At 65.4% G+C, this 19,713-nt stretch carries 29 protein-coding genes; all 29 read right to left on the minus strand.

Going from position 1 to position 19,713, the window contains the following annotated elements:
• Window positions 1–77: 77 nt before the first annotated feature.
• Window positions 78–914, minus strand: coding sequence for a DUF3891 family protein (locus Mal64_RS07725; RefSeq protein WP_197525570.1), 837 nt, complete (start codon window positions 912–914; stop codon window positions 78–80).
• The gene (locus Mal64_RS07730; protein WP_146398842.1) at window positions 911–1,495 is read right to left on the minus strand and encodes a Uma2 family endonuclease; all 585 of its coding nucleotides are present in this window, start codon (window positions 1,493–1,495) and stop codon (window positions 911–913) included. The genes Mal64_RS07725 and Mal64_RS07730 overlap by 4 nt, the downstream gene beginning before the upstream one ends.
• 52 nt (window positions 1,496–1,547) lie before the next feature.
• On the minus strand, window positions 1,548–2,411 hold the full coding sequence (locus Mal64_RS07735; protein ID WP_146398844.1) for a sulfurtransferase: 864 nt from the start codon (window positions 2,409–2,411) through the stop codon (window positions 1,548–1,550).
• Between the two features lie 116 nt (window positions 2,412–2,527).
• Window positions 2,528–3,565, minus strand: a complete 1,038-nt coding sequence (fba, locus tag Mal64_RS07740) for a class II fructose-bisphosphate aldolase (RefSeq protein ID WP_146398846.1) — start codon at window positions 3,563–3,565, stop codon at window positions 2,528–2,530.
• Window positions 3,566–3,755: 190 nt separating this feature from the next.
• Complete coding sequence (locus Mal64_RS07745; RefSeq protein ID WP_146398848.1) at window positions 3,756–4,637, minus strand: hypothetical protein; 882 nt, start codon at window positions 4,635–4,637, stop codon at window positions 3,756–3,758.
• 228 nt (window positions 4,638–4,865) lie between these two features.
• On the minus strand, window positions 4,866–5,444 hold the full coding sequence (locus Mal64_RS07750; RefSeq protein WP_197525571.1) for a putative metallopeptidase: 579 nt from the start codon (window positions 5,442–5,444) through the stop codon (window positions 4,866–4,868).
• A 143-nt stretch (window positions 5,445–5,587) separates the two neighbouring features.
• The gene (locus Mal64_RS07755) at window positions 5,588–6,274 is read right to left on the minus strand and encodes a bL17 family ribosomal protein (protein WP_146398850.1); all 687 of its coding nucleotides are present in this window, start codon (window positions 6,272–6,274) and stop codon (window positions 5,588–5,590) included.
• Window positions 6,275–6,399: 125 nt separating this feature from the next.
• A complete protein-coding gene (locus Mal64_RS07760) occupies window positions 6,400–7,395 on the minus strand; it encodes a DNA-directed RNA polymerase subunit alpha (protein WP_146398852.1) in 996 nt (331 codons plus the stop codon).
• Window positions 7,396–7,522: 127 nt separating this feature from the next.
• Complete coding sequence (rpsK, locus tag Mal64_RS07765; protein WP_146398854.1) at window positions 7,523–7,918, minus strand: 30S ribosomal protein S11; 396 nt, start codon at window positions 7,916–7,918, stop codon at window positions 7,523–7,525.
• An 85-nt stretch (window positions 7,919–8,003) separates the two neighbouring features.
• Window positions 8,004–8,387: a 30S ribosomal protein S13 gene (gene rpsM, locus Mal64_RS07770; protein ID WP_146398856.1), complete on the minus strand. Its 384-nt coding sequence runs from the start codon at window positions 8,385–8,387 to the stop codon at window positions 8,004–8,006.
• Between the two features lie 121 nt (window positions 8,388–8,508).
• Window positions 8,509–8,622, minus strand: a complete 114-nt coding sequence (gene rpmJ, locus Mal64_RS07775; RefSeq protein WP_146398858.1) for a 50S ribosomal protein L36 — start codon at window positions 8,620–8,622, stop codon at window positions 8,509–8,511.
• 483 nt (window positions 8,623–9,105) lie between these two features.
• Window positions 9,106–9,960, minus strand: a complete 855-nt coding sequence (map, locus tag Mal64_RS07780; protein WP_146398860.1) for a type I methionyl aminopeptidase — start codon at window positions 9,958–9,960, stop codon at window positions 9,106–9,108.
• Between the two features lie 139 nt (window positions 9,961–10,099).
• Window positions 10,100–10,663: an adenylate kinase gene (locus tag Mal64_RS07785; RefSeq protein WP_146398862.1), complete on the minus strand. Its 564-nt coding sequence runs from the start codon at window positions 10,661–10,663 to the stop codon at window positions 10,100–10,102.
• Between the two features lie 84 nt (window positions 10,664–10,747).
• Window positions 10,748–12,109, minus strand: coding sequence for a preprotein translocase subunit SecY (secY, locus tag Mal64_RS07790; RefSeq protein WP_146398864.1), 1,362 nt, complete (start codon window positions 12,107–12,109; stop codon window positions 10,748–10,750).
• A 289-nt stretch (window positions 12,110–12,398) separates the two neighbouring features.
• Window positions 12,399–12,920 (minus strand): 50S ribosomal protein L15, encoded by a 522-nt coding sequence (gene rplO / locus Mal64_RS07795; protein ID WP_146398866.1) that lies wholly within the window; start codon window positions 12,918–12,920, stop codon window positions 12,399–12,401.
• Window positions 12,917–13,423 (minus strand): 30S ribosomal protein S5, encoded by a 507-nt coding sequence (rpsE, locus tag Mal64_RS07800; RefSeq protein WP_146398868.1) that lies wholly within the window; start codon window positions 13,421–13,423, stop codon window positions 12,917–12,919. Before rpsE ends, rplO begins: the two co-directional genes overlap by 4 nt.
• Window positions 13,424–13,553: 130 nt before the next feature.
• The gene (gene rplR, locus Mal64_RS07805) at window positions 13,554–13,916 is read right to left on the minus strand and encodes a 50S ribosomal protein L18 (RefSeq protein ID WP_146398870.1); all 363 of its coding nucleotides are present in this window, start codon (window positions 13,914–13,916) and stop codon (window positions 13,554–13,556) included.
• A gap of 129 nt (window positions 13,917–14,045) precedes the next feature.
• The gene (gene rplF / locus Mal64_RS07810; RefSeq protein WP_146398872.1) at window positions 14,046–14,588 is read right to left on the minus strand and encodes a 50S ribosomal protein L6; all 543 of its coding nucleotides are present in this window, start codon (window positions 14,586–14,588) and stop codon (window positions 14,046–14,048) included.
• A gap of 109 nt (window positions 14,589–14,697) precedes the next feature.
• Window positions 14,698–15,099: a 30S ribosomal protein S8 gene (gene rpsH, locus Mal64_RS07815; protein ID WP_146398873.1), complete on the minus strand. Its 402-nt coding sequence runs from the start codon at window positions 15,097–15,099 to the stop codon at window positions 14,698–14,700.
• A gap of 124 nt (window positions 15,100–15,223) precedes the next feature.
• A complete protein-coding gene (locus tag Mal64_RS07820) occupies window positions 15,224–15,409 on the minus strand; it encodes a type Z 30S ribosomal protein S14 (RefSeq protein WP_146398875.1) in 186 nt (61 codons plus the stop codon).
• A gap of 57 nt (window positions 15,410–15,466) precedes the next feature.
• On the minus strand, window positions 15,467–16,024 hold the full coding sequence (gene rplE / locus Mal64_RS07825; protein WP_146398878.1) for a 50S ribosomal protein L5: 558 nt from the start codon (window positions 16,022–16,024) through the stop codon (window positions 15,467–15,469).
• A 117-nt stretch (window positions 16,025–16,141) separates the two neighbouring features.
• On the minus strand, window positions 16,142–16,489 hold the full coding sequence (gene rplX, locus Mal64_RS07830) for a 50S ribosomal protein L24 (RefSeq protein ID WP_146398880.1): 348 nt from the start codon (window positions 16,487–16,489) through the stop codon (window positions 16,142–16,144).
• Between the two features lie 82 nt (window positions 16,490–16,571).
• Entirely contained in the window at window positions 16,572–16,940 is a 369-nt protein-coding gene (gene rplN, locus Mal64_RS07835; RefSeq protein ID WP_146398882.1) for a 50S ribosomal protein L14, read from the minus strand.
• 140 nt (window positions 16,941–17,080) lie between these two features.
• Window positions 17,081–17,416 carry a 30S ribosomal protein S17 gene (gene rpsQ, locus Mal64_RS07840; RefSeq protein WP_146398884.1) on the minus strand — a complete coding sequence of 112 codons (336 nt, stop codon included), beginning with the start codon at window positions 17,414–17,416 and terminating at the stop codon, window positions 17,081–17,083.
• Window positions 17,417–17,507: 91 nt separating this feature from the next.
• The gene (gene rpmC, locus Mal64_RS07845; RefSeq protein ID WP_146398886.1) at window positions 17,508–17,735 is read right to left on the minus strand and encodes a 50S ribosomal protein L29; all 228 of its coding nucleotides are present in this window, start codon (window positions 17,733–17,735) and stop codon (window positions 17,508–17,510) included.
• Between the two features lie 107 nt (window positions 17,736–17,842).
• Window positions 17,843–18,259 (minus strand): 50S ribosomal protein L16, encoded by a 417-nt coding sequence (gene rplP / locus Mal64_RS07850; protein WP_146398899.1) that lies wholly within the window; start codon window positions 18,257–18,259, stop codon window positions 17,843–17,845.
• Complete coding sequence (gene rpsC, locus Mal64_RS07855) at window positions 18,198–18,893, minus strand: 30S ribosomal protein S3 (protein WP_146398901.1); 696 nt, start codon at window positions 18,891–18,893, stop codon at window positions 18,198–18,200. Before rpsC ends, rplP begins: the two co-directional genes overlap by 62 nt.
• Window positions 18,894–18,981: 88 nt before the next feature.
• Complete coding sequence (gene rplV / locus Mal64_RS07860; protein ID WP_146398903.1) at window positions 18,982–19,308, minus strand: 50S ribosomal protein L22; 327 nt, start codon at window positions 19,306–19,308, stop codon at window positions 18,982–18,984.
• 86 nt (window positions 19,309–19,394) lie between these two features.
• Window positions 19,395–19,664: a 30S ribosomal protein S19 gene (rpsS, locus tag Mal64_RS07865; RefSeq protein ID WP_146398905.1), complete on the minus strand. Its 270-nt coding sequence runs from the start codon at window positions 19,662–19,664 to the stop codon at window positions 19,395–19,397.
• Window positions 19,665–19,713: the final 49 nt, after the last annotated feature.

Here is a 19,713-nt window from a genome sequence, read left to right on the forward strand (position 1 = left end):
ACAGATACGCGCAGATGAACGCGGATACGATTCGGTCCAGTGGCCGTGACGGCTAAATGGCCGTGAGGCATCTGTGTCTATCTGTGTTCATCGGTGGCTGATTTCGTATCGGACGCGGGTGGTCCGGCGCGTAGGTCCCACTGCAATTCGACATCGTGCGATGCGGCAAGCAACGCTTCGGCGTCGGCGTACCTCCTTACAGGAACACGCCGGGCCCATACTCGTAGCTCGATGGCCTGGGCTACGAAAGGCCACGGATCCATAATGAACCGCCATTCGCCCTGCTCCGCCACGGCGTCGACCGTCCACGGCCCGATCCGCGGCGAATCGTTCTCGATCACCAGTGGCGCCACTCCGTCGACCTCGTCGCCTGGCTGCGGGCCGAGGCAGCAGAGCCACAGGCTGAGCCAATCGAACGCCCGCAGCAGTTGCAAGCAGCGCTCGGCGAGCTCGGGTGTGTGCGCCGGGCTGGCGGCCAGCCACTCCGCCAGCCACGCGGAATGCTGGGCCTCTTGCTCCGCGAGCCAGGGGGCCCACTCCTGGTGGTCGTCGTCTTCGGGCGACTGGAGCGTGATGAAGTGCCCGGCGGCTGCCCAGCCGGCGAGCGGGCCGATCTGGCGGCAGGCGTCGATCGACGCCGTCCAGATGCGCTGCGCCTCGGCGGGGGGCATCTCGGTGAAGGCGTAGGGGCGAAGGGTCTCGGGATCGATCCCCGGCGCCCCCTCCCACACGGCCCAGCCGTCGTCGTGGTGGCGGATCGCCTGGAGCAGTTCGTCACGCACGGCGGGCGGCTCGACGCCAAGATCCTCCCACGCGGCGGCCAGCTCGTAGCTGATCCGGGCGTGCTCCCGCTGCGAGACGAGCAGCCAGTGCGTCGGCTCGGCGGCGCCGAGTGGTTCGTCGCGGCGGATCACCGGGGGTCGAGCCCCGCGAACAGCTCGCTCACCGGGTGCGCGAACCCCGTCACAACATCGGCGCCCTCGAGCGGCGTGTCGCCTGTGACGATGCGCACGTCTTCGAGCGAGCGGTAAACGGTGACCGACCGGCCTTTGGGATAAACGACCCACACCATCTCACAACCGGCGGCGAGCCAACGGCGTGTTTTATCGTCGACTTGTTCGGCGGTGTCGTTAGGAGACACGATTTCTACCGCCAGGGCCGGGGCCTCGGGGAAATACTTGTTCGTGACCCCGACCGCTTCAAGCCGGGCTTGTTTGACAAAAGCCACATCGGGGGCCAACACCGTGTCGGGATCGGAGCCGATAAGGAATCCTGTTTCGGCTCCGGCGACGATTCCTAGACCTTGGGGCTCGGCGTGCTGAGCGAGCGCTGTCGCCACACGCTGGGCGATGGCGCCATGCCCAAATCCGGCTGGAGACATCATCCGCAACTTCCCCTCAATCAATTCACACGACTGCTCGCCGTAGTCGCGCAGCAAGGTCTCGGCGGTCACGCTACCCGCTGCGGCGGTCGTGCTGAGGTCGGCGGTGCTCATGTCTCTATTCTACCACATCTGGCACACGGTCATCGATTGCATTGAATCCGCGTTACTCGGCCGGCTTGGGCAGTTCCACGGGTGAATCGGGCAGCGCCGACCACTCGCGCCAGCTGCCGTGGTAGTTCGACACCCGCTCGGCGCCCATCACCTCGAGCACGAACGCGGCGACGGCCGCGCGGCCGCCGGAGCGGCAGTAAGTGACGGCCGGCTTGTCGGCTTCAAAGCCGGCCGCGGCAAGGCGTGCTGTGAGCTCGCCCGCGGCGAGCAGCTTGCCCGTGTCGCGGTCGACCAGCTCGCTCCACTCGAGGTGGGCGGCGGCGGGGATCTTGCCTTCGGACACCTCGCGGTCGCTGCGCGTGTCGAGCAGACAAACCTCGCCGGGGGCGCCGACACCGCGCAGCACCTCATCGGCCGTGGCGTGCCGCTCGGGGTGCGCGACGGCGTGGAACCCGGCGGGCGTCGGCCGCGGCGGCGCCGTGCGGGTGAGGTCGCGGCCCGCCTCGCGCCAGGCGGTCACGCCGCCGTTGAGCACGCGGGCGTTCTCCGCGCCCCAGTACTTGAGGATCCACCAGACACGCGTCGCGGCGCCGGTAAGGGCCTGGTCGTAAACGACGACCGTCGTGGCGTCGCCCACGCCAAGGGCGCCGATCCGCTCGCCCCAAGCGGCGGGGTCGTCGCCGGCGCCGAAGGCATCGCGCCAGGCGTAGGCGTCGGCGTGCAGGGCGCCCGGCAGGTGGCCGGCGGCGTAGTCTTCCGCCGAGCGGGCGTCGAGCAACACCACATCGCCCTCGATCGACCCGAGGACCGCCGGCTCGACTAGCAGCTCGGGGCGGGCGTACTCGGCGGCGTCGCTCGCCGGCACCTGCAGGGCTGCAAGAAGAAGCAAACTCGTCACGCGACGGGGGGTGGGCATCACGGGGCTCCGGGTTGAGGGGGTCGCCACATTCTACGGCGCCGAGGTCGGCGCGTAAAAAAACCGACGGCCCGCAGGCCGTCGGTCGTGATGGTTCTCACCAAACTCGGCAATGCTCAGCCGTAGAAGCTGACGAAATCGCCGATCGTCTTCGGCTTGATCTTGCCGGCGTTGCCCGCTTGGCCGAACGCCGTCATCCGTGCGACGCAGACGTCCTTCATCGCCGCGCGGGCAGGCTTCATCCAGTCGCGGACGTCAAACTTCTCCGGGTTCTGCATCAGCAGCTTGCGCACGGCGCCGGTCATCGCCATGCGGTTGTCGGTGTCGACGTTCACCTTCCGCACGCCGTGCTTGATCCCCTTCTGGATCTCCTCGACCGGCACGCCGTAGGTCTGCTTCATCTCGCCGCCGAACTCGTTGATGATGTCTTGCAGCTCCTGCGGAACGCTCGACGAGCCGTGCATCACGAGGTGGCAGTTCGGCAGCCGCTTGTGGATCTCTTCGATGCGGCCCATGTCGAGCACGTCGCCGGTGGGCTTCTTGGTGAACTTGTACGCGCCGTGGCTCGTGCCGATCGCCACGGCCAGGGCGTCGACGCCCGTGTCGGCGACGAACCGCTCGGCCTCGTCCGGGTCGGTGAGCAGCTGGTCGTGCGACAGCTCGCCGGTGGCGCCGTGGCCGTCTTCCTGCTCGCCGCCGCCCGACTCGAGCGAGCCGAGGCAGCCCAACTCACCCTCGACGCTCACGCCTTGGCTGTGGGCCGAGTCGACCACCGCCTTGGTCACCTTCACGTTGTAGTCGTAGTCGGCCGGCGTGCTGCCGTCCTCCTGCAGCGAGCCGTCCATCATGACGCTCGTGAACCCGTTGTCGATCGCGCTCTGGCACGTCTCCGGGCTGTTGCCGTGGTCCTGGTGCATGACCATCGGGATGTTCGGGTAGAGCTCCGAGGCGGCCAGCATCAGGTGACGCAGGTAGGCGTCTTGCGAGTACTTCCGGGCGCCGCGCGACGCCTGGATGATCACGGGCGACTCGGTCTCTTCGGCGGCCTCCATGATCGCCTGGATCTGCTCCATGTTGTTGACGTTGAACGCGGCCAGGCCGTAATCGTTCTCGGCGGCGTGGTCGAGCAACAAACGCATCGGGACCAGTGGCATCGGGAGGCTCCTTGGTATGACTTGCAGAGGGCGGGTGGACGGGGGCGGGACGCGGCTCTCGGCCTAGGCCACGCTGACAGCGAGAAATCGTCGATCGCCTGGAACGCCAAAGAGTTTAATCCCTCCCCGCGAGACCCGCGAGGGGCGGCTTTTTGTCGCCCCAATAGAGCCGCCCGACAGGAATCTGCCCTCAGCTCCGGTCGGCCGTGAACGCCTCGCTGAGCGGGGCCTGAACCAGACGGACGAGGATCGCCTTGCGGCCCCCCTCGGCGCCCTCCTCCGGGCGGTGGAAGTACTCGCCGAGCCGGCTGCCGGCGTCGACCAGGCTCGTGGCGATGAGCATCTCGCCCACTACGAGCGGCGCCTCGACCTGCGAGTCGCCAAAAGTCTCCCGCTCGCGGAGCGGGGCCTGGCGCCAGTTCAGGCCGGTCTCGTCCTTGATGAACCGCATCTTCGGGGCTCCGAAGTGCAGCTCGGGGGTGAGCGACACGGCGTAGCGGCCGTCGTCGCGGCGGGCGACCTCGAGGGCGTAGATCGCCTGGGCGTTCCGGAACGTCTGCCCCGTCAGCTCGTCGCCGCGGGCGATCAGCAGCGGGACCTCGTCGATCGGCTGCGAGGCTTGGATCTCGACCCGCTCGCCGAGCCGCACCTGCTTCACGCGCCGGCTCACGCCGGTGGCGCCGGCGGCGGCGACCGACTCGTTGTCGGCGCGGCCCTCGCGGGCCGCTCCGCCCGGGTCGAGCAGATCGACAATCTCCTCGGGCGGCGCACCGCCGACCACGCCGGCCCGCAGGCCGTTGCGCATCAGCCGGGCGCGTTGTTCGGTTGGCAGCCGGTCCTCTTGGACAAACCGCCACAGGCCCTGGTCCGACAGGTCGACGTCGACCGGCAGGGTGGCCCAGTAGATCTCGATCGTCACCGCATCGGGCGACGGCTGCGCCGCCTTCAGCAGGCTCTTGGTCGTGACCGGCTGGTCCGCGCCGATCATCTGGCAACCGGCGGCGAACGAAAGGACGAGCGCAACAGCGGCGCAAAAAGCCAGGAGCGTCGTTCTGCTAGCGGCGCGGAGCATGCGTCATCGAAAGAAGGATGGGGGGCGGCGGAGAATAGCTAGCGAATGACTAAGCGGCAAGAGCGAAGCGAGGCCACTGGCGATCACTACCGAAACCACTGATCCCAAGTGTTTTCACCCGCAAGCAAGAGCAGCCTGAGCCGCGCACGAAGTAAGCGGCTCAGACCCTCAATCCCCGTACTCCGTGCGCGGTTCCGTTCTCTATCGACATCTCACCCGAACCCCGGTTCACGCCGCGTCGAGACGCACGAGCTTCGGCGCCCGGTAGCGCGCGCCGCGCACCGTGCCGTGCTCCGCCACGAGGTCGTCGAACGACAGCTCGAGGAACGCCCACAGCCCCGGGGGCGGGTCGGCGGCGAGCCACTCGCGGGCAAGCCGCGCCGCGTGTTCGTCGAACTTCTTCTGCGACGAGCCGTGGGCGTAGCAACGGCCGGCGTGGCGTCGCAGGTCGCCGTCGAACTCCGCCGAGATGTGCCACAGCTCGTGCACCACCGTGGTGAGCTTCTCCTCGAGCGGGCCGTCTTGGAACCGCGGCAGGTAGAAGTTCAGCAGGTACAGCTGCTCTCGCCCCTGCGCATCGAACAGTCGCGAGCAACCGTAGGTGCGGCCGCGAACGCGTTTGGTCTCGGCGCCGCGCTCGAACCGCATCGGCGTGAGCGTCGCCTGCACGCCGTACTTGCCGCGTTTACGCGCCTGGCAGAAGCCGACCGCCACGCGGTCCATGTCGATGTGACCGAGCTCCGGCACGCGGCGCGTCATGTCGCGGCAAACGGCGGCCACGGCGGTGGTGAAATCGAATCCGTTCAACGAAAAGCTTTGCCCTTGGAGTAAGCCCGCAGCCGCCGAGGGGAGTCGGCGGCTCAGACCGGCTGCGAACAAAAAAACGGGACGCCCCCATGCGAGGGCGTCCCGTGATGTTACTAGCAAACCGCGGCGCGTCGCAGCGCGGGTTATTCCTTTTCGCTCTTCTCGGCCGAAGACTCCTCGGCGGCTTCGGTCTCGGCCGTCTCTTCGGCCGGGGCCTCGGCGACCTCTTCCTCCTCAGCGGAGTCGTCTTCCGGGGCGTCGAAGGCCGGCTTGGCGCTCTTCTGCACCACGCGGTCGTTCTTGCCGACGAACTCGAGGATCGCCTGCGTGCCGGCGTCGCCCAACCGCGGGTTGGCCAACCGGAGCACGCGGGTGTAACCGCCGGGGCGGTCAACGAACCGCGGGGCGATCTCTTCGAAGAGAACGCTCACGGCCGTCTTGTCGCCGAGCAGCTGCACGCAGCGGCGGCGGGCCGTCACGGAGGGGGCCATCGCCTGGCTCCACTGCTGCCAGCGGTCGCTTGCGCGCCACGACTTCCAGGCGTCGGAGCCGCGATCGGCCGAGGCCTCGTACTCGCGGGCGGCGTCTTCGGCGGCCAGGGCCTTCTTGGCGATCGTCACGCACTTCTCCACGAGCGGCCGGACTTCCTTGGCCTTGTGGATCGTAGTGACGATGCGGCCCTTGACCTTAGGCTCCGATTCGAGCTTCAGGTAACGCAAGTCCTCGGTGTCGCGCTCCGTGAGGATCAACGCGCTGGCGAGGTTGCGGAGCAACGCCCGTTGGTGATTCGGGTTGCGGCCGAGCTTGCGGCCTTTTCTGCGATGTCTCATTGTTCAGCCGTTAGCGGTTAGCAATTAGCTATTAGCTTTGAACGGGGCTGCGCCCCGTGCAAACATTCATGTACTCAGTTGGTCCAACTTAAAGTGTTAACGGCTAACCGCTAACAACCGCGTCGTCAGACTCCCACGGGCGGGGTGACCCGCATGCCGAGGTGTAGGTTCAGGTCGCGGAGCTTCTCGCGGACCTCCGACAGGGTGGTCTCACCGAAGTTGCGGACCTCGAGCAGCTGGTCTTCGGTGCGGCTGACGATGTCGCGCACGGTCATCATGTTCTCCGACTCGAGGCAATTGCTCGCCCGGACCGAGAGCTTTAGATCGGCGATCGACAGCGAGAGCTTCTGCTCCAACGCGGGATCGACGCCCGAGGCGACGGCCGGCGTGCGGGCCGGCGAGCGGACCTGCGGGCCGAGCTCGGAGTACTGCACGAACGGGTTGAGGTGCTTGCGGAGGATCTTGGCCGACTCGACCATGGCCATCTCGGGGCCGATCGAACCGTCGGTCCAGATCTCGAGCGTGAGCTTGTCGTAGTTTGTCTTCTGGCCGACACGCGTCTCGTCGACCGCGTAACGCACCCGGGTGACCGGGCTGTAGATCGCGTCGATCGGGATGATGCCGATCTCCTGCACGTTCTGGCTGTGCTCGGTGCAAGGGACATAACCGCGGCCGTTCTCGATGACCATCTCCATGACGAACGGCACGTCGTCCGTGAGGGTGGCGATCACGTGGTCGCCGTTGATCACCTCGACCGAGTCGTCGGTCTCGATGTCGCTCGCCAAGATGTCGCCGGCCGTGTTGCGCTCTACGCGCAGCACGCGGGTCGTGTCGGAGTGGTTCTTGACCACCAGCGACTTGACGTTCAGCACGATGTCCGTCACGTCCTGCAAGACGCCGGGGATCGTGGTGAACTCGTGCTGAGCGTTCTGGATCTTGATCTGCGTAACGGCGCTGCCCTCGAGGCTCGAGAGCAGGATGCGACGCAGGCCGTTGCCAACCGTCGTGCCGAAGCCGCGGTGGAACGGCTCGGCGAGGAACTTGCCGTAGGTCGGGGAGAGCGTCTCCTGCTCGCACGTGACCATGCTGGGCAGTTCGAGTCCACGCCATCGGATGTGCATCGTGTGCCTCCGTTATGAGATCGCGAGGCCGGCTTGGGGGGTGGGGCCGGCTCGGGGGGGTCGGGTTAGAGACGGGTCGGTGTCGGGGGCGCCAACCGGAGTGCCGGCGGGCGCCGCTCCTGCAGGATCACACGCGACGCTTCTTGCGGGGCCGGCAGCCGTTGTGCGGCAGCGGGGTGATGTCTTCGATCGACTTGACCTTCAGGCCGGCCGCCTCGAGCGCCGTGATCGCGCTCTCGCGACCGCTGCCCGGGCCCTTCACCTTGACGTCCACGTCACGCAGGCCGAACTTCTTCGCCTTCTCGGCGGCCTGCTGCGCGGCGCACTGACCGGCGAACGGCGTGCTCTTGCGGCTTCCCTTGAAGCCGCTCGTGCCGGCCGACGCCCAACAGAGCGTGTCGCCCTTGGTGTCGGTGATCGTTACCGTGGTGTTGTTGAACGTCGCCTTGACGTAGGCGACACCCGTGTTGATGTTGCGACGCGTGCGGCGACGGGCGTCGCTTTTGCCGGTAGTCTTGGCCACGTTCGGCGGCTCCGTAAAGGGATGACTGCTTGATTGGTATCGTGTGTCTTGCGCGGTCGGTCGGGTACGGGCGAAGGGGCGCTGCTCAGCGCAGGTCCTTCACGCCCTTCTTGCCGGCCACGGTCTTCTTCGGACCCTTGCGGGTGCGGGCGTTGGTCTTGGTGCGCTGGCCGCGGACCGGCAGGCCCCGCCGGTGGCGGATGCCGCGGTAGCACGCGATGTCGCGCAAACGCGAGATGTTCTGCGTCACCTGACGACGCAACTGGCCCTCGACCGTGTAGTCCTTGTCGAGCAAGGCGGCCAGGCGGGCGACCTCGTCCTCGGTGAGCTCGCGGGCACGGGCCACCGGGTCGACACCGGCCTTGAGGCAGAGCTCGCGAGCCGTCTTCGGACCGACTCCGTACAGGTACGTCAGCGAGACCGCCGTGGGGCGGTCGGTCGGGATGTCAACACCTTGCAGGCGAGGCATGGGATAGCTCCGAGGGTTCGAGGCGGCTGGCCTCGTTTGACTTCGATTGACTTCTTGAGGAAGACGGGCGGGGGCGTGGTGCGTGTCGGCCGCGGATCAACAACATCCGCGACGGAGCGACTCAGCCCTGACGCTGCTTGTGACGCGGGTTGTCGCACACGACGAACACCACGCCGCGGCGGCGGACCACCTTGCACTTGGCGCAAATGCGCTTGACGCTGGCTCGAACTTTCATGGTCGGTATCCTGTTTTATCTATCTCGGGCTCGGGCGGTGGGCCCGGCGCTGTCGTGTGAATTGCTTGGCTCTGGCGTCGTTGGACGTTTTTCGGCGGTAGGGGGCGTCGCGCGGTTTCGTCGACGTTGCGTGTCAACCATGATTGGTCGGCCCACGCGTGATCGCTGGGGCGTCCGGCTCAACGACGACAACCGGCCCCCGACCACTGGGCCCAGGAAGAATCGCTCTTCCCTTTGTCCACGCCGGCAAGCTGCCGAGAATCGCTAAATATAGGGGTTGACCTCCACGGTCCACAAGGCCCAATCGCCCGGTTTCTATAAATCCCCAGGCTTCGAGGCGGCTTCCTGGGGCGGTCAGGCCCCAAATTCGGTTTCTTCGTCGTGCGTCGGCCGGGGCCGTAAGTCCATTTGGGCCCCCCGTTTCAGACGCCTCGATCCGCTGCTCGCGGACGAAATCGCCCCGCTTCGCCTAATCCTCCTGAACTACCCCGCAGTCGAGCGGTCCGTCACCCCGGCGCCGAGCAAAATATCGGCGTGCTGCTCCCGCTCGGCGTCTGTGGGGGCGTCGGTCAATCGACGCGGGCCCTCTTTTGTCATCGCGATCGTGTGCTCGAAGTGGGCGCTGAGCTTGCCGTCGCTGGTGACCTGGGTCCAATCGTCGTCGAGGATCACCACCTCTTTGGTCCCCATGTTCACCATCGGCTCGACGGCGATCACCAGGCCCTGCTCGATACGGAAGTCGCCCCGGCCACGGAGGCCGCGGCTCATGAAATTGGGGACCTGCGGGTCTTCGTGCATGTCGCGGCCGATGCCGTGACCAACGAAGTCTTCGACCGAGCTGAACCCGTGTTCCTTGATGTAGCTGGCCATCTCGCCGGCGACCTGACTCCAGCGTGTCTTGGTGGCCATCAACTCGATCGCCAGGTCGAGCACGCCCTGGGTGGCGTCTAGCAGCCGCTGGGCGGGGGGGGCGATCTTGCCCACCGCATAGGTCTTGGCCGCGTCGCCGCACCAGCCGCCCAGTCGGCAGCCCGTGTCGAGGCTCAGGATGTCGCCCTCGACGAGCGGCTCGTCGTTGGGGATGCCGTGCACCACCGCCTCGTTGAGCGACATGCACGTGACGGCGGGGAAGGCGGGTTTGCCCTCCTCGGGATTGGGGTAGTTGAGGAACAGCGGCGTCCCGCCGATCCCGCGGAAGTAATCGGCAAATGCCGCGTCGATCTGCGCGGTCGTGGCGCCGGGACGGACCATCTCGGCGGCGATTTGGTGCGCCTGCCAGACGGCCAAGCCCGCGCGGCGCATCAGCCCGATTTCGCGTTCTGATTTGAGTTGCAACATGATGGTGTCTCCAAATGCGGCGCGTGAGCCTCGCTAATGGGCCCGGCCAGCGAGCCTAGTCTTGCCCCATCAAACCCCGTCAGGATTGACCGAACCCCGTTAGGCCTGATCAAGCCCCGTCAGGACTATTCAAGCCGAGTCAGGATTGGTCGATCCCGGCTAGCGCCTCTCCGATCCGCGCAAACACCTCGTCGGGGGTCCCCACCGCGTCGATCCGGTACAAGATCCCCAGCTCCTCGTAGTACTCGGTCATCGGCACGGTGATCTCGCTGTGCTGCCGGAGCCGCTCGCGGATCCTCTCTTTGGTGTCGTCCTCGCGTCCTCGCTTGGAGAGGCGCTCGAGCAACTCCTCCTCGGGGATCACGAACTCGATCGCCGCGTGCAGCGGCGCGTCCTGCTGGGCCAGCAGCGCGTCGAGCGACTTTGCCTGGGCCAAGGTCCTCGGGAAGCCGTCGAACAGGTAGCCGCTCTTGCAGTCGCTCTCGGCGAGCCTGTAAGCCACGAGCTCGATGACGATCTCGTCCGGCACCAGCTTGCCGGCGTCGAGATACACGGCGGCCCGTTTGCCGATGACGGCTCCGCGTTCGCGAGACTCGCGGAGCACCTCGCCGGTCGAGAGATGGGTGACGCCCAAGTCCTTGGCGACGCGCAACGATTGCGTCCCCTTGCCGGCCCCTGGCGGTCCGATGAACACAATACGCATGAGCCGCCGCGATCGTCGTCTGGGGTGTCATCGACGCGGCGGCGGCCGACAACGCCCTCGCCACTCCGCGTCGCAGCGGGCGCCTTACTCCAGCAGGCCCTTGTAGTTGCGCATCACGAGATGGCTGTCGATCTTCTGCACTAGGTCGAACGCCACGCTCACCGCAATCAGCAGGCTCGTGCCGCCGTAGAACATCGCGATGCTCCAATCGACGTTGAGCCAGGTCGCCACGAGCGTCGGCAGGATCGCGATCAACGCCAGGAAGCCGGCGCCGACGTAAGTGATGCGGAACATCACCTTCTCCAAGTAATCGGCGGTCCGTTTGCCCGGCCGGTAGCCCGGGATGAACGACCCGTAGTTCTTCAGGTTGTCCGCCATGTCCTTCGGGTTGAAGGTGATCGCGGTCCAGAAGTAGCAGAAGAAGTAGATCAACACCAAGAAGGTGATGTTGTAGAAGAACGCTTCGCGGCTGAAAGCCGATCCCAAACCTTGCACGACCGCCTTGAGCGGGCCGTCTTCCCAGCCGGCCGCTTGGCCGCCGAGCTGCGTGAACAGCATCATCGGGAACATCAGCAGGCTGCTGGCGAAGATGATCGGCATCACGCCCGACTGGTTCACCTTGAGCGGCAAGTAGCTGCGGTTGCCGCCAACCGTCTTGCGGCCACGCATGTGCTTGGCGCTCTGCATCGAGATCTGACGCTGGCCGAGGGTGATGAACACCGTGCCGACCACCACGGCGACGAACATCGCCGCCAAGAGCAACAGCCGAGGCGGGTCGAGCGACGAGCTGTCGCCCAGCGTGAGGGTGGCGCGTTGCAGCAGCTGGTAGCCGGCGCTGGGCATCTGGGCGAGGATGCCGGCCATGATCAGCAAGCTGATGCCGTTGCCGATGCCGTACTCGTCGATCTGCTCGCCGAGCCACATGAGGAACACCGTGCCGGCGGTCATCGTGAGCACCGCCACGAGCTTCCAACTCAGCAGCAAGCTGCCTGTCTCGGGATTCGTAAACTCGGCCGCCACGAGGTCCTGCCCCTCGGCGAACGAGGCGATAAAGAACCAGCTCTGGAACAGACAAAGCACCACGGTGGCGTAGCGCGTGTACTCGTTGATCTTCTTGCGGCCCGCCTCGCCCTCTTTCTGCAAGGCCTCGAGCTGCGGGATCACGCTCCCAAGGAGCTGGAAGATGATCGACGCCGAGATGTACGGCACGATCCCCAAGCCGAAGATCGTGACGTTCGTCAGGTTGCTGGCGCTCAGCACGGCGGCCTGCTTGAGCATACTGCTCAGGCCGCCCGACTGGCCCTGCCAGTCGCTGATCTTGTCGGCGTCGACGATCGGCAAGCCGATCTGGAAGCCGATGCGATAGATCGCCAGCATCAGGAGCGTCAGCAGGATCTTCCTGCGGAGCTCGGGGATCTGCCAAACAACGCGGAACTTTTCGAGCATGGAGGGATCCGTTTGCCGGTTCGGCGAGCCGGCTCATCCGGAGCGGCGCGTGTCAGCGACTGAGGCTTGGCGTCGTGGGTCTTGGGTGGTTCTAACGGCCGAAGGGTCCGCCTCCGGGAAGAACACGCCGCAGGCAGATCCCGTTGGTTGGCCCGTCGCCCACGGGGGGCGACAGATTATCAAGCGGCATGCTTCCCGACAGCGTGGTGCTTAAGTCGAAGGCAGAAGCCAATATCGGACATAAAGCCCGTGCTGGCAACACGGCTTAGCGCCGGCGGGGCCGGTCTCCTCACTTGGCGGCGGCCGATTTGGCCTCACGCTTGGCCGCACGTGCGGCCCGCTTCTTGTCTTCGACCGGAACCTTGCCGGCGACAACGACCATCTCGGCGCCGGCCTTTTCGATCTTCTCGGCCGCCGATTTGCTGAAGCGGTGGGCGCTGATCTTGAGCTTCTTGGTGAGCTCGCCGTCGCCCAGAATCTTCAGCAGGTCGAACTTGCCACGCGAAAGGTTCTTCTTGGCGAGAGCCTCGAGCGTGACCTCGTCGCCCGCCTCGAAGGCGGCGTCGATCTGGCCCAGGTTCACCACGGCCACGGTGACGCCGAACCGGTTGTTGAAGCCCCGCTTGGGGACTTTCATCACGATCGGCGTGCGGCCGCCCTCGAACACGGGGCTGACCGAGTGACCGGCGCGCGAGCCCTGGCCCTTGTGGCCCCGGCCTGCGGTCTTGCCCTGCCCCGAACCGGGGCCGCGGCCGAGCCGCTTGCGCTTCTTGTTCTTGCGGATCCCGCGATTAACGTCGTTCAGAATCATGAGAGGGTCACTCCTCGCAGCCGCTCGATCTCTTGCTTCGGACGCAGCTGAGCGAGAGCCGCAAACGTCGCCTTGACCAACGGGACCGGGTTATTCGAGCCGAAGCTCTTCGTCAGGATGTTGTGGATGCCGACCGATTCGCACACCGAGCGGACCGCGCTGCCGGCGATCACGCCGGTACCGACCGAGGCCGGGACGAGCACCACCTTCGCGGCGCCGTACTCGCCGATGATCTTGTGCGGGATCGACTTCTCTTCGGTCAGCGGCACTTCGATCATGCTCCGCATGGCCTCTTTGCGGGCCTTCTCGACGCTCGGCGGGACTTCGTTCGCCTTGCCGTAGCCCCAGCCAGCCTTGCCCTTGTTGTCGCCCACGACGACCATCGCGGCGAAGCTGAAGCGGCGTCCGCCCTTCACCACGGCCGAGCAACGCTTGATCTTCACCACGCTCTCGGAGAGCTCGCCACGCTGCTTCTCGGCGTTGTTTCTGTTGTGCTTGGCCACGACGGAACCTTCGGGTCTTCGAGGGGGAGTGCGGTGCGGCCTTGCTCACTGGGGCCGCTAGCATCGAGCCGCGAGCGGCTCGTGGGATGGTTCGTGCGACGGCGGGAAACGCCCGACACCGCTAGGTAAATCAGAAGCTCAGGCCGGCCTCGCGGGCGGCTTCGGCCAGGGCGGCCACTCGGCCGTGGTACTTGTACGGGCCGCGGTCGAAGCAAACCTGCTTCACGCCGGCGGCCTGGGCCTTCTCGGCGATCGCCTTGCCAACGGTCACGGCCGCGTCGGCGTTGCCGCCGTACTTGGCGCCCAGCGCCTTGTCGAGCGTCGACACCGAGGCGAGCGTCTTGCCCGCTTCGTCGTCGATCAGCTGAACACTGATGTTCTTGTGGCTGCGGTTGACGGAGAGACGCGGCCGCTCGGCCGTTCCCTTGAGCCGCTTGCGCACGCGGAAACTCCGGCGGATGCGCTGCTTGTTGATCGCTTTGCTGTGTTCCATAACGAGCTTCCTAGCCGAGTGGGCCTGGCCGTGTCTTGTTGCGTAGGCCGTTGTGTGTTGTTGTGTCGCTTAGGCCATTGCGTGGCGGTCGTGTTGCGGCTGATGAGCCGGCTTGCGGGGCTAGCCGTTTTACTTGGCGGTCTTGCCAGCCTTGCGACGGACCATCTCGCCCTCGTACCGGATCCCCTTGCCCTTGTAAGGCTCGGGCTTGCGGACCGCACGGACTTCGGCGGCGAACTGGCCGACCTTCTGCTTGTCGGAGCCCTTGATCACGATGTGCGTCTGGTCCGGGCACTTCACGTCGAGCTCGGCCGGGATCTTCTTGTGGATCTCGTTGGCGAAACCAACACGCAGCTGCAACGTGTCGCCCGAGATCGCGCCGAGGTAACCAACGCCTTGGATCTCGAGTCGCTTCTCGTAACCCTCGGTCACGCCGACCATCATGTTGGCGAGCAACGCCCGCGTCAGGCCGTGGTAGGCGCGGTCTTGACGGTCGTCGCCCTCGCGCGTGACGGTGAGCTCCTTGGCGCTCTCGTCGACGTTGATCACCACCTCGGGGCGGTGCGAGTACGACAGCTTGCCGAGCTTGCCCTCGACCGTCACCTCGCCGCCGGCGACGTTCACCTTCACGCCGTCGGGGATGGCGACCGGCTTCTTTCCAATTCGGGACATGGGAGTGGAGCTTTCAGCGTTCAGCTGTCAGCTGTCAGCTAGGACGTTGTTTGTTATCGAGACTTCACAAAGCTGACGGCTGATAGCTGACAGCTGAACGCTCTTCTTGTTACCACAGTTCGCAGAGCACTTCGCCGCCGAGGTTGCGTTGCCGCGCCTCGCGGTCGCTCACCACGCCGCGGTTCGTGCTGATGACCGAGATGCCCAAGCCGTTGAGCACCGGACGCAGTCGCTTGGCCTGGGCGTAGATCCGCCGGCCGGGGGTGCTCACCCGCTTGATGTGCTGGATCACACGCTCGCCGTTGGGGCCGTACTTCAAGTCGATCAGGAGCTGCTTGCTCGTCTCCCCTTCGTGCTCTTCTTCACGCCAGTCCCAGATGTAGCCTTCGCGCTTCAGCACTTCGGCCATGCCTCGCTTCACCTTGGACACCGGCATCGTCACGTTCGGGTGTTCCACCCGGACGGCGTTGCGGATGCGGGTAAGCATGTCGGCGATCGGGTCGGTCATCATCGCGACGGGTACTCCTGACGACGTAAGTCCGGACGGGGTGTCGTTCGGGATTAACGTGAGGGGGACTTGTAAGGTTGTTAAATCGGCTCGGTTCTACGAGCCGCGGCGGCCACACGGACGCGAATCACCAGCTCGACTTGCGGACGCCGGGGATCAGGCCCTTGTCGGCCAAGCTGCGGAAGCAGATCCGGCAGATGCCGAACTTGCGGTACACCGATCGGGGCCGGCCGCACAGCTTGCACCGGTTCTCGGCGCGGCTGCTGTACTTCGGCTTCTTATTGGCCTTCGCGATCTTCGATTTGCTCGCCACGGCTTCTGCTTACCTAAAAGGGATAACTTGGGGGTTGGATCTTTGGGCGGACGCCGATCAGGCGGCCTCGGCCGGACGCTCGAAGGGGAATCCGAACAGCTCGAGGAGCAAACGCGCCTCGTCGTTCGTGGCGCCCTTCGTGCAAATCGCGATGTTCAGGCCCTGCTGACGGACGTAGCGGTCCGGGTCGATCTCCGGGAACACGAGCTGCTCGCTCAGGCCCAGGCTGTAGTTGCCCGAGCCGTCGAACGCCTTCGGCTTCACGCCGCGGAAGTCGCGGACACGGGGCAGCACGATCGAGATCAACCGGTCGAGGAACTCGTACATCCGGTCGCCACGGAGGGTCACCTTGGCGCCGATCTCCTGCCCCTCGCGGAGCCGGAAGGCGGCCACCGACTTGCGGGCCTTGCAGCGGACCGGCTTCTGGCCGGTGATGTCGGACAAGGCGCCGACCGCCTCTTCCATGTGCTTCTTGTCGCCAATCGCCGATCCGACGCCCATGCTCACCACGATCTTCTCGAGCCGAGGCAGCGAAAGGCGGTTCTTGCGTCCCAGCTTCTCGGTGAGCTGAGGCAAGACCTCGTTTTCGAATCGTTCTTTGAGTCTTGGATTCATGGTCGTGACGCCCGTGGCGGGCTAAGCTGTTGGGTGGGCGGCCGTCGGTCGGTCGCGGCTGCTGGTTGGTCGCGGCGCTGGCTTAGCGGCGTTGGCTGTCGAAGCCGGGGGGCCGGCTCACTTCTTGGCGTAGGCCTTCTTGGCCGGGGCGATCTTGCCCACGGTCGTGCCGCACTTGCGGCAGTAGCGTTCCTTGGCGCCGTCGTCGGTGAAGCGAGCTCCCAACTTCGTCGGCTTGGAGCACGATTCGCAGTAAAACTGTAGGTTCGACATCTGCACAGGCATCTCGCGGCTGAGCCGTCCGCCCTGCGGGTGCTTCTGGCTCCGCTTGACGTGCTTGAACACCTTGGCGACTCCCTCGACGATCGCCTTGCCCGCCTCGAGGTCTACCTTCAGCACACGCCCACGCACGCCGCGGTCGGCGCCGGTGATGACTTGCACAGTGTCGTCGGTCTTGATCAGCATGGGATTCTGGCTGTTTGCTATTGGCTGATGTCTGGGGGGCGGTTGGCGAGCTGCTCCTGCTGTAGGCTGGTAGCCCTCTCGCTCAAACCACCTCGTTCGCGAGGCTGACGATCTTCATGAACCGGCGGTCGCGGAGTTCGCGAGCCACGGCGCCGAAGATCCGCGTGCCGCGCGGGTTGTTGTCCTTGTCGATGAGCACCAACGCGTTCGAGTCGAAACGGACGTAGCTGCCGTCGCTGCGACGCGTGGGGGCTTTGACCCGCACCACCACGCCGCGGATCACGGCCTTCTTTTTCACCTCGCTGCCGGGGATCACGCTCTTGACGCTGCAGATCACCACGTCGCCCAGTCCGGCGAAGCGGCGACGGCTGCCGCCGAGCACCTTGATGCACATCACTTCCTTGGCGCCCGTGTTGTCGGCCACCGCTAAACGTGTCTGCATCTGGATCATGGCTTCGTCTCGCTAGGCCCCTCAGGGGGCCTTCTCTTTACGCTGTTTCTTTTTTGCCGCCGCGGCCCGGTGGCCGGCGGTTGTGTCCACTTGTCTCTGATCTCTCTCAGGCCACGTGTCGGGCCCCGGTTTCGTCTGGCTCAGCCCTGGGCCGTCTCTTCTTCGCCCTGGGCGGCGGAGTCGGCTTTCTCTTGCGCCTTCTGGGCGGCGCGAAGGGCGGCAATGTCGACCACCTGGCTCTTGGCGACCACCTTGACCAACTCCCAACGCTTGAGCTTCGACTTGGGCGGGCACTCGATGATCTCGACCGTGTCGCCTTCGTGCGACTCGTTCTGCTCGTCATGCACGTGGCATACCGTGCGACGCTGCACGTACTTGCCGTACTTCGGGTGCTTCACCTTGCGATCGATTTCGACGCGACGGCTCTTGTCCATCTTGTCGCTCGTGACCAATCCGGTGAGTAGCTTCTTGGGCATTTTGGGTCGTTGTCCGTTGCGACGACCGGCCGCTGTAAGCGTCGGACGTCAAAATTGGTTCTGGGCCCCGTCGCACCGACGGGTCGCCTGGTTAGGCGGTCTGCTTGTCTGCCTTCGCCGCGGCGGCCATCGCACGCTGCGTCTGGATCGTCTTCACGCGGGCGATCAACCGCCGGTTGCGGCGGATCTCGCTCGGGCTGTCGAGCTTCTCGGTCTGCGCCTGGACGCGGAGCCGAAACAGGTTCTCGGCCGCCTCCTTGATGGTCAGCCCGAGCTGCTCATCGCTCATGTCACGGAGTTCTTGCAGGCTGTCGGCCATGGCGTTGTCTAAAGTCGTAAAGCGTTGTTAACAAAGTGCTTCTCAACGGCGCCCTGGCCAAGGGCCGGCTACCGGAGAACGTATTTCGCCTCGAGCCTCGGCTCGTCTCAGTCAAGCTCGCGTTTCACCAGCCGCACACGGACAGGCATCTTGTGAGCCAAACGGGCGAAGCAGATCTTCGCCGCCTGCTCGGTGATGCCTGACACCTCGTACAGCACGGTGCCCGGCTTCACGACCGCCGCCCAGTAGTCCGGCTCGCCCTTGCCCTTACCCATGCGGGTTTCGAGCGGGATAGACGTCACCGACTTGGTTGGGAAAATGCGGATGTAAAGCCGACCCTCGCCACGGACGTATTGCTGTGCAGCGATACGACCCGCCTCGATGGTTTGAGCGCTGACCCAGCCGCCCTCGACCGCCTGCAAGCCGTACTCACCGTAGATAACGCGATTCCCACGAGTCGCGTTACCTTTTATACGACCTCTTTGGCTTTTTCGATGCTTGACCCTCTTGGGCATCAGCGCCATCGTTCTGGTCCTCGTACTCGCCTTGATTGATCCATACCTGGATGCCGATATGCCCCTGAGGCGTCTTGGCTTCCACAAAACCGTAGTCGATCTTAGCCCTGAGCGTGCTCAGTGGGATCGACCCGGCAATCTGCTTTTCACGCCGCGCCATTTCGGCGCCGCCCAACCGCCCAGCCAACTGGACCTTGATCCCCTTGGCGCCGGCTTCCATGGTCGACTCGAGCGCCCGCTTGATCGTCCGCCGGAAGGCGGCCCGCTTGGCGAGTTGCTCGGCGATGTCTTCGGCCACCAGGTGAGCTTGCAGCTCGGGGCGGCCGACTTCCTCGATCTTCAGGTTGATCCGCCGACCCACGAGACCCTGCAGTTCGTCCTGCAACTGCTCGATCTGGGTTCCCTTGCGGCCGATGATGACGCCCGGCCTCGCGGCGAACACCACCACCCGGACTTCGTCGCGGGTCCGTTCGATCTCGACCTTGCAAACGCCGGCCGACTTGAACTTCTTGCTAACGTAGTCCCGGATCTTCTTGTCCTCGACCAACAGGTCGCCGAACTCCTTCTTCGACGCGTACCAGCGGCTCTTCCAGTCGACGAAGATGCCGGTGCGGAAACCGATCGGGTTGACTTTTTGTCCCATGGCGTTGGCCTAAAGGCTGGAGTCTCTTGTTTTCTTGCGTGCGGCTTGGCCGCCGGTAGGTTTCGCTGTTCGCTGGCCCGACGGGCGCCTATTCGACGGCGACCGTGATGTGGGCGAATCGCTTCTTGATCACGTGGGCCATGCCGCGGGCACGCGGACGCATCCGCTTGAACATCGGCCCGCCGTCGACCCGCGCCTCGACGACCTTCAGGCCGGCCCGGTTGGGGGCGCCGCGGTCCTCGGCGTTGGCGAAGGCGCTCTGCAGCACCTTCTCCAACATCCGCGCCCCGCGGTTCGGCTGGAAGCGAAGGATCGCCAACGCCTCGTCCACCCGCTTGCCGCGGATCAGGTTCGCCATCGGGCGGACCTTGGTCGCGCTGATGCGTGCGTGCTTGTGGGTTGCTTTGTAAGCCATAATAGCTGTCAGCTGTTAGCGTTCAGCGATCAGCTTTCTCGCCGCCAGCTGAGTGCTGACGGCTGACTGCCGACCGCTCTTGATACTTATCTCTTGCCCTTGCCGCCGTGGCCGCGGAACGTGCGGGTCGGCGAAAACTCGCCCAGCTTGTGCCCGACCATGTCCTCCGTGACAAACACCTTCAGGTGCTGCTTTCCGTTGTGCACCATGAAAGTGTGGCCAACGAATTCGGGGATGATCGTGCAGGCGCGGGCCCACGTGTTGATCGGGTTCTTCGTGCCGGCGTCGTTTTGCTTCTCCACCTTGAAGTAGAGCTTCGCGTCGACGTAAGGGCCTTTTTTAAGCGAGCGACTCATAATTTAGCTGTTAGCTGTTAGCGGTTAGTCGTTAGCTGTTCGTGCCCTT

The organism is Pseudobythopirellula maris (genome assembly GCF_007859945.1).
GTDB classification, from domain to species: domain Bacteria; phylum Planctomycetota; class Planctomycetia; order Pirellulales; family Lacipirellulaceae; genus Pseudobythopirellula; species Pseudobythopirellula maris.

Coding starts and splice junctions, on each gene's coding strand:
- Mal64_RS07735 (WP_146398844.1), bottom strand. CDS start 2,411: ATGCCCACCCCCCGTCGCGTGACGAGTTTGCTTCTTCTTGCAGCCCTG.
- rplN (WP_146398882.1), bottom strand. CDS start 16,940: ATGATCCAGATGCAGACACGTTTAGCGGTGGCCGACAACACGGGCGCC.
- rpsQ (WP_146398884.1), bottom strand. CDS start 17,416: ATGCCCAAGAAGCTACTCACCGGATTGGTCACGAGCGACAAGATGGAC.
- fba (WP_146398846.1), bottom strand. CDS start 3,565: ATGCCACTGGTCCCGATGCGTTTGTTGCTCGACCACGCCGCCGAGAAC.
- Mal64_RS07730 (WP_146398842.1), bottom strand. CDS start 1,495: ATGAGCACCGCCGACCTCAGCACGACCGCCGCAGCGGGTAGCGTGACC.
- rpmJ (WP_146398858.1), bottom strand. CDS start 8,622: ATGAAAGTTCGAGCCAGCGTCAAGCGCATTTGCGCCAAGTGCAAGGTG.
- rpsH (WP_146398873.1), bottom strand. CDS start 15,099: ATGATGACCGACCCGATCGCCGACATGCTTACCCGCATCCGCAACGCC.
- secY (WP_146398864.1), bottom strand. CDS start 12,109: ATGCTCGAAAAGTTCCGCGTTGTTTGGCAGATCCCCGAGCTCCGCAGG.
- rplP (WP_146398899.1), bottom strand. CDS start 18,259: ATGGCGCTGATGCCCAAGAGGGTCAAGCATCGAAAAAGCCAAAGAGGT.
- rpsS (WP_146398905.1), bottom strand. CDS start 19,664: ATGAGTCGCTCGCTTAAAAAAGGCCCTTACGTCGACGCGAAGCTCTAC.
- Mal64_RS07760 (WP_146398852.1), bottom strand. CDS start 7,395: ATGCACATCCGATGGCGTGGACTCGAACTGCCCAGCATGGTCACGTGC.
- Mal64_RS07745 (WP_146398848.1), bottom strand. CDS start 4,637: ATGCTCCGCGCCGCTAGCAGAACGACGCTCCTGGCTTTTTGCGCCGCT.
- rplO (WP_146398866.1), bottom strand. CDS start 12,920: ATGATTCTGAACGACGTTAATCGCGGGATCCGCAAGAACAAGAAGCGC.
- rplF (WP_146398872.1), bottom strand. CDS start 14,588: ATGTCCCGAATTGGAAAGAAGCCGGTCGCCATCCCCGACGGCGTGAAG.
- rpsC (WP_146398901.1), bottom strand. CDS start 18,893: ATGGGACAAAAAGTCAACCCGATCGGTTTCCGCACCGGCATCTTCGTC.
- rplX (WP_146398880.1), bottom strand. CDS start 16,489: ATGCTGATCAAGACCGACGACACTGTGCAAGTCATCACCGGCGCCGAC.
- rpmC (WP_146398886.1), bottom strand. CDS start 17,735: ATGGCCGACAGCCTGCAAGAACTCCGTGACATGAGCGATGAGCAGCTC.
- rplE (WP_146398878.1), bottom strand. CDS start 16,024: ATGAATCCAAGACTCAAAGAACGATTCGAAAACGAGGTCTTGCCTCAG.
- Mal64_RS07785 (WP_146398862.1), bottom strand. CDS start 10,663: ATGCGTATTGTGTTCATCGGACCGCCAGGGGCCGGCAAGGGGACGCAA.
- Mal64_RS07755 (WP_146398850.1), bottom strand. CDS start 6,274: ATGAGACATCGCAGAAAAGGCCGCAAGCTCGGCCGCAACCCGAATCAC.
- map (WP_146398860.1), bottom strand. CDS start 9,960: ATGTTGCAACTCAAATCAGAACGCGAAATCGGGCTGATGCGCCGCGCG.
- rplR (WP_146398870.1), bottom strand. CDS start 13,916: ATGGAACACAGCAAAGCGATCAACAAGCAGCGCATCCGCCGGAGTTTC.
- rpsM (WP_146398856.1), bottom strand. CDS start 8,387: ATGCCTCGCCTGCAAGGTGTTGACATCCCGACCGACCGCCCCACGGCG.
- rplV (WP_146398903.1), bottom strand. CDS start 19,308: ATGGCTTACAAAGCAACCCACAAGCACGCACGCATCAGCGCGACCAAG.